This window comes from Micromonospora sp. CPCC 205539, from assembly GCF_036906815.1.
Lineage (GTDB): Bacteria > Actinomycetota > Actinomycetes > Mycobacteriales > Micromonosporaceae > Micromonospora.
On the sequence record NZ_JBAKHW010000059.1, the window covers coordinates 1 to 12,222 of the forward strand.

The 12,222-nt window shown below is 71.8% G+C and carries 14 protein-coding genes; 4 read left to right on the forward strand and 10 right to left on the reverse strand.

Features of this window, described 5'->3' with window-relative positions:
* Positions 1–576: 576 nt before the first annotated feature.
* Positions 577–1,869: a tyrosine--tRNA ligase gene (gene tyrS, locus V6V47_RS30340; RefSeq protein WP_334631966.1), complete on the reverse strand. Its 1,293-nt coding sequence runs from the start codon at positions 1,867–1,869 to the stop codon at positions 577–579.
* A gap of 100 nt (positions 1,870–1,969) precedes the next feature.
* Here tyrS and V6V47_RS30345 point away from each other — a divergent pair, with 100 nt between their 5' ends.
* Complete coding sequence (locus V6V47_RS30345; protein ID WP_334631939.1) at positions 1,970–2,359, forward strand: PaaI family thioesterase; 390 nt, start codon at positions 1,970–1,972, stop codon at positions 2,357–2,359.
* A gap of 27 nt (positions 2,360–2,386) precedes the next feature.
* Here V6V47_RS30345 and V6V47_RS30350 read toward each other — a convergent pair whose 3' ends face one another.
* The 8 genes from V6V47_RS30350 to V6V47_RS30385 all read right to left on the reverse strand — a co-directional run bounded on the left by V6V47_RS30350 (position 2,387) and on the right by V6V47_RS30385 (position 9,102).
* Positions 2,387–3,706: a hemolysin family protein gene (locus V6V47_RS30350; protein WP_334631940.1), complete on the reverse strand. Its 1,320-nt coding sequence runs from the start codon at positions 3,704–3,706 to the stop codon at positions 2,387–2,389.
* A gap of 102 nt (positions 3,707–3,808) precedes the next feature.
* Positions 3,809–4,450 carry a hypothetical protein gene (locus V6V47_RS30355; RefSeq protein ID WP_334631941.1) on the reverse strand — a complete coding sequence of 214 codons (642 nt, stop codon included), beginning with the start codon at positions 4,448–4,450 and terminating at the stop codon, positions 3,809–3,811.
* 9 nt (positions 4,451–4,459) lie between these two features.
* Positions 4,460–4,960, reverse strand: a complete 501-nt coding sequence (locus V6V47_RS30360; protein ID WP_334631943.1) for a GNAT family N-acetyltransferase — start codon at positions 4,958–4,960, stop codon at positions 4,460–4,462.
* 139 nt (positions 4,961–5,099) lie between these two features.
* On the reverse strand, positions 5,100–5,720 hold the full coding sequence (locus V6V47_RS30365; protein WP_334631944.1) for an FMN reductase: 621 nt from the start codon (positions 5,718–5,720) through the stop codon (positions 5,100–5,102).
* Complete coding sequence (locus V6V47_RS30370) at positions 5,717–6,856, reverse strand: LLM class flavin-dependent oxidoreductase (protein ID WP_334631945.1); 1,140 nt, start codon at positions 6,854–6,856, stop codon at positions 5,717–5,719. Before V6V47_RS30370 ends, V6V47_RS30365 begins: the two co-directional genes overlap by 4 nt.
* Positions 6,857–7,019: 163 nt before the next feature.
* Positions 7,020–7,295: a ubiquitin-like small modifier protein 1 gene (locus tag V6V47_RS30375; protein WP_334631946.1), complete on the reverse strand. Its 276-nt coding sequence runs from the start codon at positions 7,293–7,295 to the stop codon at positions 7,020–7,022.
* Positions 7,296–8,381 (reverse strand): WD40/YVTN/BNR-like repeat-containing protein, encoded by a 1,086-nt coding sequence (locus V6V47_RS30380; protein ID WP_334631947.1) that lies wholly within the window; start codon positions 8,379–8,381, stop codon positions 7,296–7,298.
* A gap of 88 nt (positions 8,382–8,469) precedes the next feature.
* Positions 8,470–9,102, reverse strand: a complete 633-nt coding sequence (locus V6V47_RS30385; RefSeq protein ID WP_334631948.1) for a DNA-3-methyladenine glycosylase — start codon at positions 9,100–9,102, stop codon at positions 8,470–8,472.
* Positions 9,103–9,278: 176 nt separating this feature from the next.
* On the opposite strand from V6V47_RS30385, the gene V6V47_RS30390 reads away from it, so the two are divergent.
* The 3 genes from V6V47_RS30390 (at position 9,279) to V6V47_RS30400 (ending at position 10,712) form a co-directional block, all read left to right on the forward strand.
* Entirely contained in the window at positions 9,279–9,734 is a 456-nt protein-coding gene (locus tag V6V47_RS30390) for a hypothetical protein (protein WP_334631949.1), read from the forward strand.
* A gap of 106 nt (positions 9,735–9,840) precedes the next feature.
* Positions 9,841–10,266, forward strand: a complete 426-nt coding sequence (locus V6V47_RS30395; protein ID WP_334631950.1) for a DNA-binding protein — start codon at positions 9,841–9,843, stop codon at positions 10,264–10,266.
* A 92-nt stretch (positions 10,267–10,358) separates the two neighbouring features.
* On the forward strand, positions 10,359–10,712 hold the full coding sequence (locus V6V47_RS30400) for an MmcQ/YjbR family DNA-binding protein (RefSeq protein WP_334631951.1): 354 nt from the start codon (positions 10,359–10,361) through the stop codon (positions 10,710–10,712).
* Positions 10,713–10,758: 46 nt separating this feature from the next.
* On the opposite strand, the gene argH is transcribed toward V6V47_RS30400, so the two are convergent.
* Positions 10,759–12,222 (reverse strand): argininosuccinate lyase, encoded by a 1,464-nt coding sequence (gene argH, locus V6V47_RS30405; RefSeq protein WP_334631967.1) that lies wholly within the window; start codon positions 12,220–12,222, stop codon positions 10,759–10,761.

The following is a 12,222-nucleotide window of genomic DNA, read 5'->3' on the forward strand; positions in this document are numbered from 1 at the left end:
AAGGACTGCCAGTCCGGGGTATAAATCATAATTGGCACTGGCTTTTCAAGCACCCTGTTGAGTTCTCAAAGAACAACCACACACCGATCAGCAAGCCCCACTTCCGTGGAACCCCATCTCGGGGTATTTCGTTCGCGTCCCGGCGTTTTCAGCGCCAGGCACTTTTACTACGTTACCCGCCGGTTTTCGCTGTGTCAAATCGCTGTTTCGCGGTTTGTCATGCTTCAATCCGTATTGCGGGCACCATGTCTCGACCGGCTTCCGCCGCTCTCGTCGTGGTATTCGGCAGGCCGGCCGCTGCGGTTTCCCGCGAGCTCGCCCGGTGCCCTGCCGGTCGTTAACCTTACCCGGTCGGTTCCGCCGCACCAAATCCGCCTCGCGGCGATTCTGGGAGCACCTCCCGGTCCGGGATCCGGTGGGCGTACCCGCCCGACCCCGAGGCCGTTGCCCCGCTCCGGCCGCTTCAGGCTTTCGCCTGTTTCGTCCGTTCCGCGCTGGCAGAGAGAAAGTTACGCGTCCGGCGGAGTGATCGTCAAATCCACCGGACGCGTCGCCCGTCACATCGTCGACGGATGGCTATCCGCCCAGCTCAACGCCCGCGAAGGAGCGTTTTCCCCGCCGCAGCACCAGATACCGACCGTGCAGCAGATCGCTCTCCGTCACCACAGCGTCCACCTCGGTCACCCGGTTGTTGTTGACGTAGGCGCCACCCTCAGCGATCACCCGACGAGCCTCCTTGAGGCCGGTCACCAGGCCCGAGTCCCGCAACAGACCCGCCACGTCGGGCAACTCGCCGGAGAGCTGCACGAGGCCGGCCTCGGTCAACGCCGCGCGCAGGGTCTCCGGGGCCAGGTCGTCCAACGACCCCCGGCCGAACAGCGCCTGGCTGGCGGCGATCGCCTGCTGCGTCTCCTCGGGGCCGTGCACCAGGGTGGTCAGTTCCTCGGCGAGCGCCCGTTGCGCCAGCCGGGCCGCCGGTCGTTCGGCGGTCGCCTTCGCCAGCTCCTCCAACTCGTCGCGCGAACGGAAGCTGAAGTACCGCAGGTAGCGGTCGACCTCCCGGTCCTCGACATTGAGCCAGAACTGGTAGAAGGCGTACGGGCTGGTCATCGTGGGGTCGAGCCAGACGGCGCCGCCCTCGCTCTTGCCGAACTTCGTGCCGTCGGACTTGGTGACCAGCGGCGTGGTGAACGCCTGCACCGGCCCGGCGCCCCGCCGGCGGACGTAGTCGACGCCGGCAGTGATGTTGCCCCACTGGTCGGAGCCGCCGAACTGGAGCTGGCAGCCGTGCCGGCGATGCAGCTCGTAGAAGTCGTTGCCCTGCAGCAGTTGGTAGCTGAACTCGGTGAAGCTGATGCCCGTCTCCAACCGGGCCCGGACCACCTCCCGAGCGAGCATCTTGTTCACCGGGAAATGCTTGCCCACGTCGCGCAGGAACTCGACGATCGACATCTCGCCGGTCCAGTCGAGGTTGTTGACCAACTGCGCCGCGTTGTCGCCCTCGTACGACACGAAGGGGGCCAGCTGCTCACGGATCCGCTCGACCCAGCCGGCGATCACCTCGGGCGGGTTGAGCGTCCGTTCGGCGCTCTCCTTCGGGTCGCCGATCTGCCCGGTCGCCCCGCCGACCAGCAGCAACGGGCGGTGGCCGGCGAGTTGCAGCCGGCGGGCCATGAGGACCTGCATGAGGTTGCCGACGTGCAGGCTCGGCGCGGTGGGGTCGAAGCCCACGTAATAGGTGGCGGCACCCCCACCGTCGAGCAGCTCGCGCAGCTCGTCGAGGCCGGTCGAGTCCTGAATGAGGCCACGCCAGAGCAGGTCGTCGGTCAGGGAGTCCCGCCCGGGCGGCGGGAGGCTGCTGTCGGTCACGGTCACCGATTCTCCCCCATGGCCGGCACCGACCCGTACCGGGTTTGGCGCAACCCCACCCCGGTTAGGCTTGCCGCCTGTTGATCGAGGAGGGGTTGCCGTGGAGATTCCGGACCTGACGGGTGGCTTCGTCGCTCTGCTCGGCCTGAAGTTCGAGGAGGCGACCGCCGACCGGGTGGTCATCAGTTGGCAGGTCCGGCCGGAGCTGCACCAGCCGTTCGGCATCCAGCACGGCGGGGTGTACTGCTCGGTGGTGGAGACCGCGGCCAGCGTGGGCGGCTCGCTCTGGCTGGCCGACCGGGGCACCGTCGTCGGCGTGGCCAACCAGACCGACTTCCTGCGGGCGGTACGCGAGGGCGAGCTGACCGCGGTCGGCACTCCGGTGCACCGGGGTCGTAGTCAGCAGCTCTGGCAGGTGGAGATCACCGATGCCGACCAGCGGCTGGTCGCCCGCGGTCAGGTGCGGTTGCAGAATCTCTCCCCCGCCTGATCCCCGGGCGCGGCGCCCCGCTCCGGATCAGCCGCGTGCCTCGTCGAGCACCTGCTCGGCCTCGGCCTCGGCCTCCTCGGGGACCTGGCTGAGCCGTACCTCGGTGATGGCCCGGTGGTCGATGTCGGCCACCATCAGCACCCAACCGTCCATGGTCACGTCCTCGCCGGCGACGGTGGGGATGTGCCCGAGGCGGGCCAGCACCAGCCCGGCGACGGTGGTGTAGTCGCCGTCGGGCCGCGACGGCAGCTCGACGCCGATGTCCGGCAGGTCGTGCACCGGGAAGGTGCCCGGCAGCACCAGGGCGCCGTCCGGGTCGCGGCGCACCGCGTACCCGTCCCGGTCGGTCTCGTCGTAGATCTCCCCGACGATCTCCTCCAGGATGTCCTCCAGCGTCACGATCCCGTCGACGGCGCCCCGCTCGTCCACCACCAGCGCGATGTGCTGTCGCTCGGCCTTGAACTGGCGCAGCGCGTCCACCACCGGCAGTGAGTCGGGCAGCAGCATCGGTGGGCGGGCGATCTCGTCGACCGGCCGGTCGTCCGGCACGCCCACCAGGTCACGCAGGTGGATCACGCCGACCGTGTCGTCCAGGCCGCCGTGGCGGACCACCGGCGCGCGGGAGTGCCCGGTGGCGGCCAGCACGAGCCGCGCGGCCTCCGCGGTGGTCCCGCTGTCGAGCGTGAAGACCCGCAACCGGGGTACGAGCACAGCCCGCAACCGCCGGTCGGCGATCTCCACCGCGCCGGCGATGATGGTGCGCTGCTCCTTGGTGAAGCCGTGGTTGCCGGCGACGATGTCCCGCAGCTCGTCCGGGCCGATCTCCTCGGGCTGGTGCTTCGGGTTGAGCCCGACGAGGCGGACCACCAGGTCGCTGGTGGCGCCGAGCGCCCAGACGGCCGGCCGGGTGAAGCTGGCCAGCAGGTCGAGCGGGCGGGCCACCAGCAGCGCCCACCGTTCGGCGGACTGCATGGCGATCCGCTTGGGGGCCAGCTCGCCGAAGACCAGCGTCACGAAGGTCAGCGCGAGGGTGACGACCACGATCGACACCGTCTCGGCGGCGTTCCCGAACATCCCGAGCAGCGGCACGAGGGGCTTGGCCAGCGAGACGGCCGCGGCGGCGGACGCCAGGAAGCCGGCCAGGGTGATGCCGATCTGGATGGTGGCCAGGAAGCGGTTCGGGTCCTTGGCGAGCCGGGCCAGCACCCGCCCGGCGCGGCTGGTGCGCTCCAACCGCTGGATCTGGCTGTCCCGCAGGGACACCAACGCCATCTCGCTGCCGGCGAAGAGCGCGTTGACGATGACCAGGACTCCGACCAGGGCCAACTGGCCCCCGTAGCTCTGCACGCCCGGTTCGCTCCCTCGTCATGGTGGCGCCGGTCGGCGACCCGCCCGGCTTGCGCGGGTCTGTGCCCCGTCCGGCGCGAGCCGAATCCTGTTCCGGCGAGGCTACGCCGGTTCGGTCGCCGGTGGCGCGGGCAGGTCGAGGACGTACGAGTCGCCCTCCGGGCGGAAACCGAGCCGGTGGTAGTAGGGGGCGACCATCCCGGGTGGGCTGACGACGCGGTGGAAGCCGCGTTCGGTGAAGAGGCGGCTGCGCCGGTAGACGAACTCGCCGGGGGTGAAGTCGCGGAACTTCGGGGTCACGTAGTCCAGGTCGATCTGGGCGACCCCGCGCGACTCGGCGTGCGACAGCACCACCCCGACCACCTCGTCGGCCGTGACCACCAGGAACGCGGAGCGCCCACCCACCGCCGGGTCCCAGCCGAAGCCGGGATTGAACTGGGCGATGTCCGACGCGTGCACCCGCAGCGTGTGGGCGAGGAACTGGTCGTCGACCCCCACCTCCACCACCTGGTAGGTCTGCTCGTCGTGCCGGGTGGCCAGCATCCCGCGCAGGTACCAGATGTTGATCACTGAGAGCACGATGTTGAGCCCCACCATGGGCCAGACCTCGAGCGCGGCGTTGTAGCCGACCAGCACCAGGCTGCCGACGAGGTTGAGCGCGCGCAGCCGCAGGACGCGCGACTGCAGCAGGGACCAGACCAGCACAACGGAGCCGGCCCAGCCGATCAGATCCAGCCAGTTCACTCCGCGAGACTAGTGGCTGCCCTGCTCAGGACCGTCAGCGGGCAGCTCCAGCAGCCATTCCTCGACCTCGGTGCCGCGGCCGTTGGCGTACCCCGAGCCTTCGCCGACCACGATGAAGCCGCACTTGTGCAGCACCGCCAGGGAGGCGGCGTTGTCCTTCGCGGCGCGGGCGTGCACCGGCCGGGGCAGCTCGCGCAGCAGGGCGGCGAGCGCGGCGGTGGCGTGGCCCCGGCCCCAGCGGGCGGGGTCGATCCAGTAGCTGACCTCGGTGCGCTCGTCGACCGGGAAGGCGATCACGTGCCCGACCACCGCACCGTCGACCTCGATGGTGCGGACCCGGTTCGCCGGGTCGGTGAGCACCCGGGCCCAGTGCCGGGCGAACTCGCGGTGGTCGGTCGGGTCCACGGGGCCGAAGGCGGCCATCCGGTTGGCCTCCGGATCCTGCTGGTGCAGGAAGAACTCCACGAGGTCGTCCTCGCGGACCGGGCGTAGCTGCACATCGAAGGTCACCCGACGAGAGTACGCAGCGAACGTGCCCGCGGCGCTCGTCTGCGCGCCCGCGATCGTGCTCGGTCGCGGATGTGGTGGCTCACCACCGTGGCGATGCCACCACATCCGCGGATCGCGCGTGTCCCCGCCGGTCCGGCGGTCAGGAGTCGGCGCGGCCGAGCAGTTGCGCGAAGCTGGTGGTCAGGGCGAACGGGTCGGCCGGCCCGGCTGCGGTCGGGCGCTGCCGGACCAGGTCGGCGAGCTCGCCGCTGGCCCGCTCGATCCGGGCTCGCAGCGCGCCGTCCGCGCTGCCGCCGGACCAGTCCTCGGGTGCGGCGAAGACCGATGTGGGGACGACCACCGCCCGCAGGTAGCTGAACATGGGCCGCAGGGCGTGCTCCAGAGCCAGCGAGTGTCGGGCGGTCCCCCCGGTGGCGCCGATCAGCACCGGGCGGCCGGCCAGCGCCTCGGAGTCGAGGACGTCGAAGAAGGACTTGAACAGGCCGCTGTACGAAGCGCTGAAGATCGGGGTGACGGCGATGATTCCGTCCGCCCCGGTCACCGCGTCGGTGGCCTCGCGCAGCGCGGCCGGCGGAAACCCGGTGAGCATGTTGTTGACCACGTCGTGTGCGTGCTCGCGCAGGTCCACCGAGACCAGCTCGACGTGCTCACCGGCGCGTTCCAGCTCGGCGCGGACGGCCGCGGCGAGCTGGTCGGCGAGCAGTCGGGTGGACGAGGGCTGACTCAGCCCCGCGGAGACCACGGCCAGGGTGCGGCTCATCGGGACACCTCGGGCGCCTTGCCCGTCACGTCGTCGACGGCGTGCACGGTGCTGTCCTTGGCGCCGCCCGCCGCGGCGACCAGCGAGGCGTGGGTGGGCGCCTCGGGCACGTGCACCGGGCGCAGCGCGGCGAACTCCTTGCGCAGCACCGGGACGACCTCCTCGCCGAGCAGGTCGAGCTGCTCCAGCACCGTCTTGAGCGGCAGGCCGGCGTGGTCCATCAGGAACAGCTGCCGCTGGTAGTCGCCGACGTAGTCCCGGAAGCCCAGCGTGCGGTCGATGACCTGCTGCGGGCTGCCCACGGTCAGCGGGGTCTCGCGGCTGAAGTCCTCCAGCGACGGCCCGTGCCCGTAGACCGGGGCGTTGTCGAAGTACGGGCGGAACTCCCGGACCGCGTCCTGCGAGTTGCGCCGCATGAACACCTGCCCGCCGAGGCCGACGATGGCCTGGTCGGCGGAGCCGTGGCCGTAGTGCGCGTACCGCTCACGGTAGAGCCCGACCATCCGCTCGGTGTGCTCCTTGGGCCAGAAGATGTGGTTGGCGAAGAAGCCGTCCCCGTAGTACGCGGCCTGCTCGGCGATCTCCGGGCTGCGGATCGAGCCGTGCCAGACGAACGGGGGCACCCCGTCGAGGGGACGCGGCGTCGAGGTGAACGACTGCAGCGGGGTGCGGTAGCGGCCCTTCCAGTCGACCACGTCCTCGCGCCACAGCCGGTGCAGCAGGTCGTAGTTCTCGATCGCGAGGGGGATGCCGGCGCGGATGTCCTTGCCGAACCACGGGTAGACCGGCCCGGTGTTGCCGCGGCCCATCATGAGGTCGACCCGGCCGTCGGCCAGGTGCTGGAGCATCGCGTAGTCCTCGGCGATCTTCACCGGGTCGTTGGTGGTGATCAGGGTGGTCGCGGTGGAGAGCAGCAGCCGCTCGGTACGCGCCGCGATGTGGCCGAGCATGGTGGTCGGCGACGAGGGCACGAACGGCGGGTTGTGGTGCTCGCCCATGGCGAAGACGTCCAGGCCGACCTCTTCGGCCTTGAGCGCGATGGCGACCATCGCCTTGATCCGCTCATGCTCGGTCGGCTCCCGACCGGTGGTCGGGTCGACCGTGACGTCGCCGACGGTGAAGACTCCGAACTGCATGACCAGCTCCTCGTGTGTCGAACCGGGTTCCGCCATGGCACCCGAACGTTGCGCACAACATATTTGACGCAGCAACTATTCCGGTGGCGGCAGGTGTCCCGGTGGCACCGGTCACCCCCTGATTTCGGACGTGAGGGCGGAAAGTCGACGGGGCTGTGCTCGCTCAGCCGCCAGCGACCGAGGGCAGCACCTGCACTTCGGCATCGTCGGCAACGGGTGTGGCCAGCCCGCCCGAGTGTCGGCAGTCTTCCCCGTCGACGTAGACGTTCACGTAGCGGCGCAGCTCGCCGCGCTCGTCACGCAGCCGTCGGGCCAGCCGCGGGTGCTGGTCGGCCACCTCGTCGAGGACCGCCCGCAGTGTCCCGGTGGCGGTGACGCTCAGGCGGCTGGCGCCGCCGGCCTCGCCGCGCAGCGGGCCGGGCAGCAGCACGGTGACCACTCAGACCACCGAGGCCCGGACGCAGAGCACGTCGGGCAGGTGCGCGGCCACCAGCGACCAGGAGTCGCCCTCATCGCGGCTGGCGTAGACCTCGCCGGACCGGGTGCCGAAGTAGACCCCGCCGGGGGTGGCCTCGTCGGCGCACATCGCGTCGCGCAGCACCGCCGGGTAGAACGGCCCCTCGGGCAGCCCCACGGACAGTGGCTCCCACTTGCCCCCGGCGTCGGCGGAGCGGAACACCCGGCAGCGGTGCTCGGTCGGGAAGCGCTCACCGTCGGCCACCAGCGGGAAGGTCCACACCATGCCGGGCCGCCCCGGGTGGGTCACCATCGGGAAGCCGAAATCGCTGGGCAGCCCGTCGGCGATCGACGACCAGGTGCGGCCGTCGTCGTCGGAGCGGTAGACGCCGTGGTGGTTCTGCGCGTACAGCCGGTCGGGGTTGCCGGAGTCCCGGGCGACCTTGTGCACGCACTGGCCGAACTCGGGCCACTCGTCGGGCAGGAAGTAGGCACGGATGCCGGTGTTGCCCGGCGTCCAGCTCGCCCCGGCGTCCTCCGAGCGGTAGACCCCACCGGTGGACATGGCGACCACCATCCGGGACGGGTCCCGAGGGTGCGGCAGCACGGTGTGCACGGCCTGGCCGCCGAACCCGGCCCCCCACTGCGGGCGGTGCGGGTGATCCCAGAGCGCACGGACCAGCTCGAAGCTGCGGCCGCCGTCGGTGGAGCGGAACAGCGCCGAGGGCTCGGTGCCGGCCCAGACCACGTCCGGCTCGTCGGCGCCGGCCGGCATCAGCTGCCAGACCCGCCCCAGCGTCGCGCCGGTGTCGGCCGGGAAGGCGACCGGGGCCTGGTCGGGTTCCTCCCAGGAGGCGCCGAGGTCGTCGCTGGTGGCGACGCTGGGCCCGAAGTGTGAGCTGGTCATCGCGGCGAGCAGTCGCGGGGTGGGACGGCGGGTGTCGACCGCGACGGCGTACACGCCGGTCATCGGGAAGTGCGGGCCGCTGATCTCCCAGCTACGCCGGTCGTCGGCGCTGGTGGCGAGAAACAGGCCCTTGGCTGTGCCGATCGCGAGCAGCGTTGTCATGGGGTCTCCGAACCGTCGGCGGGCAGGTGCGGTGATTATGGCCACACCCCCCGACGGATTCATCGGGCCACACGCCGTGCCCGCCCGTTCACCGTCGGATGCGGGGCACGTGTCGGCGGTACGCGCTCACGGTGGGCTCGTCAGCGAGCCAGAAGCGCCACGGCAGGTCGAGCGCGCCGGTCACGCCGACGCGCGGCCCGGCGACCACGGTCTCCGCGGGCACGGGCCGCGCCGGGGGACGCAACCGCACCGGCCCGTCGCCGAGCAGGTCCGCGCCGTACGCCGCGCGGTCGATGCCGAGTGCCGAGCAGAGCCGGGCCGGCCCCCGGGCCAGGTCCACGTCCCGCCGGATGGCCGGCCGGCGTTCCCGTGCCGTGGCCAGCCCGTCGACCACCTCACCGGCGCGCAGCAGCACCGCGGCGGCCTCCCCCTCGACTCCGGTGACCACGTTCATGCACCAGTGCATGCCGTAGGTGAAGTAGACGTAGGCGTGCCCGGCCGGCCCGTACATCACCGCGTTGCGCGGCGTCGGCCCCCGGTGCGCGTGCGAGGCCGCGTCACCGCCCGTCCCGGCGTACGCCTCGACCTCGGTGATCCGGACGGTGACCCCGCCGTGGTGCAGCCGGCAGCCCAGCAGCCCGCGCGCGGCCGGCAGCAGTGGGCCAGCGAGCAGCTCCGCCAGGCCGGCTTCGGCACTGCGGTCATCCGGCACGAGCTCCATGACCCGACGGTACCCAGCCTTTCACCCGGCAGCCTCGCTGACGGATCCCACCGGCCACCGGTAGGGCGTCCAGCATTCACCCGTTGGACATCCCACCCACCGAAACGCCGCCGGTGGCCCCCGGGTGTAGCTGGTGTCGTCGCACGGCGCGGCGGCACATTCGACGAGGAGCCACCATGACCGTACGAAGCATCCGTCGGCCCCTACTCACCATCGGTCTGATCGTGGCCGGCGCCACCCTCGCCGTCACCCCGTCCGCCAGTGCCAGCGCCCCGCTGCGGGCGGCTGCCCTGGCTGACGGCGCCCCGTTGACCGCTGTCGCGCTCGGGGGCACCGGCAAGATCGACGCCAGCGGGGCGGCGGTCTTCGTTCCGGTCAGCCTGACCTGTTCGCAGCCGACGCAGGTCGACCTGACGGTGAAGGTCGCTCAGGCAATCGGGGAGTCAGTGCGGACCGGCACGACCACTCGGAAGGTGCCCTGCGACGCGACCACCCAGAAGGTACGGATCGCGGTGACCGCGACCGAGCTCCCGTTCGCTCCCGGCGTGGCGTTCGGCGCCGTGACCGGGAACTCCTGCGACGCGCTGTGCAACTCACTCACTGACGAGCACCGCTTCGAACTGGCGCTCTGAATCGTGGCTGGGGCGGCGCGGCCAACCCCGCGCCGCCCCGCTTCACCAACCTCCCATTCTTCAACGATGTGTTGACAAGAAGGCGTTGATAGGTTGTAGTCGGGTCATGACGACGGATGAGCCCTTCACCGCGCCGGACCCCTCCCGGGCCCGTGCCCACCGCACCCACGACGCCCTGCACCGGATCAGTGAGCGGCACGCCGGCACCGACGCTCGACGGGGGCGCTGGGCCCACCCGTACGTGCTCGACCCCTGGGAGGCGGTGGCACTGGTCACCGCGCTGGCCGCGGGCGGCGCCGAGCGGGAGCCCACGGAGGAGCCGGTCGACGCCGCCGACCTCACCGCCGCGCTCACCCTGCTGCCGCACGTGCGCGCCGAGTTGGACGCCCTGGAGGCGGGGTTGCTGACGCTGGCCCGGGACCGGGGGCTGACCTGGCAGGCGATCGCGTACGGGCTCGGGCTGGGCAGCGCGCAGGCCGCTCGGCAGCGCTACGAGCGGGTCGCGGCCCGCTCCGCCGAGCAGACCGGCTGATCAGCCACGAGACGGACGGCGGGCCGGCACGGCGCGCGCCGACGGGTCGCCGGACGGGCAGACTGTGCGCACGACGAGTCCGGGAGGCACCCATGGAGCGCGCGGAGATGCTGGCGTACTGCCTCGCCAAGCCGGGGACATGGCTCGACCGGCCCTGGGAGGACAGCGAGGTGGTGAAGGTCGGCAGCCGGATCTTCGCGTTCCTCGGCACCGGCGAGGGCAGACCGACGGTCGGCGTGAAGTGCGGGCCGACCCGCGAGGTCGCCGACGAGTGGCTGCACCGCCACCCGGCCGACGCCCAGGTGATGGCCTACATCGGTCGGTCCGGGTGGAACACGCTGCGCCTCGACGGCGCGATCGACGACGAGGAGCTGACCGAGGCGGTCGACGCGTCGTACGACATGGTGGTGGCCAAGCTCCCGAAGCGGGAGCGGCCGACGGCCTGAACCAACCGTGGCGCCGGCGCCGAGCGGTGCCGGCGCCACGGTGACCTCAGCGGGGAACGACCCGCTCGGTGGCCCAGTCCCGCCAGCCGGCCAGCCGGTCGGCGGCGGTGGCGAGCTGGTCGGCGACCGGGCCGGGGCCGGTGGAGCCGGGAGTGGTCCGGGCCGCGAGGGCCGAGCGGACCGAGAGCACGTCGCGCACCGACGGGTCGAGGTGCGCGCTCACCGCGGCCAGGTCGTCGTCGGACACCTCGTCCAGCGCGCAGTCCCGGGCCACGCAGAGCGCCACCAGCCGGCCGGTGATCTCGTGTGCGTCGCGGAACGGCACGTTCTTGCGGACCAGCCAGTCGGCCACCTCGGTGGCCAGGGAGAAACCGACCGGCGCGGCCGCCACGAGACGGTCCACCCGGACGGTCATCGTCGAGATCATCCCCGCCAGGGCCGGCAGCAGCAGCTCCAGGGTGTCGACCGCGTCGAAGGCCGGCTCCTTGTCCTCCTGCATGTCCCGGTCGTAGGTCATCGGCAGGCCCTTGAGCATGGTGAGCACGGTCATCAGACCGCCGACCAGCCGGCCGGACTTGCCGCGGGCCAGCTCGGCGATGTCCGCGTTCTTCTTCTGCGGCATGATCGACGAGCCGGTCGCGAACGAGTCGTCCAGCTCCACCCAACCGAACTCGTGCGAGGTCCAGAGCACCACCTCCTCACCGAGCCGGGACAGGTGCACCCCGATCATGGCGGTGGTGAAGAGGAACTCGGCCACGAAGTCGCGGTCGGCGACGGCGTCCATCGAGTTGGCGAACGACGTCCGGAAACCCAGCTCCTTGGCCACGGCCACCGGATCCAGCGGGAGCCCGGACCCGGCGAGGGCGCCCGCGCCCAGCGGGCTGATCGCCGCCCGATGATCCCAGTCGCGCAGCCGCTCCAGGTCGCGCAGCAGCGGCTGCACGTGAGCCAGCAGCCAGTGCCCGAAGGTGACCGGCTGGGCGTGCTGGAGGTGGGTCATGCCGGGCGCGGCGGTGTCGATGTGCCGCTCGGCCTGCTCGACCAGCGCGTCGGCCAGCTCGACCAGCCGGCTGGCCACCCCCCGGGCGTGATCCCGCAGGTAGAGCCGCAGGTCGGTCGCGACCTGGTCGTTACGGGACCGGCCGGCGCGCAGCTTGCCGCCGAGGCTGCCCAGCCGCTCCAGCAGCCCGCGCTCCAGCGCGGTGTGCACGTCCTCGTCGTCGATGGTGGGGCGGAACGACCCGGAGGCGCAGGCGGCCTCCAGGTCGTCCAGGGCGGCCAGGATCCGGCCCAGCTCCTCCGGGTCGAGCAACCCGGCACCGGCCAGCACCCGGGCGTGCGCCCGGGAACCGGCGATGTCGTACGGGGCCAGGCGCCAGTCGAACTGGACGCTCACCGACAGCCGGGCGAGCGCCTCGGCGGGGCCACCGGCGAACCGGCCACCCCACAGGCTCGTCCGGTTGGTGGCGGCGCTGTTCTCGGTCAGGCTCTTGTCGTCCACGCCACCCAT

What these genes read in the sequence shown, in the direction of transcription:
- V6V47_RS30365 (WP_334631944.1), bottom strand. Translation starts at nt 5,720, where the DNA reads ATGAGCCGCACCCTGGCCGTGGTCTCCGCGGGGCTGAGTCAGCCCTCG.
- V6V47_RS30370 (WP_334631945.1), bottom strand. Translation starts at nt 6,856, where the DNA reads ATGCAGTTCGGAGTCTTCACCGTCGGCGACGTCACGGTCGACCCGACC.
- V6V47_RS30380 (WP_334631947.1), bottom strand. Translation starts at nt 8,381, where the DNA reads ATGACAACGCTGCTCGCGATCGGCACAGCCAAGGGCCTGTTTCTCGCC.
- V6V47_RS30385 (WP_334631948.1), bottom strand. Translation starts at nt 9,102, where the DNA reads ATGGAGCTCGTGCCGGATGACCGCAGTGCCGAAGCCGGCCTGGCGGAG.
- V6V47_RS30390 (WP_334631949.1), top strand. Translation starts at nt 9,279, where the DNA reads ATGACCGTACGAAGCATCCGTCGGCCCCTACTCACCATCGGTCTGATC.
- V6V47_RS30395 (WP_334631950.1), top strand. Translation starts at nt 9,841, where the DNA reads ATGACGACGGATGAGCCCTTCACCGCGCCGGACCCCTCCCGGGCCCGT.
- V6V47_RS30400 (WP_334631951.1), top strand. Translation starts at nt 10,359, where the DNA reads ATGGAGCGCGCGGAGATGCTGGCGTACTGCCTCGCCAAGCCGGGGACA.
- argH (WP_334631967.1), bottom strand. Translation starts at nt 12,222, where the DNA reads ATGGGTGGCGTGGACGACAAGAGCCTGACCGAGAACAGCGCCGCCACC.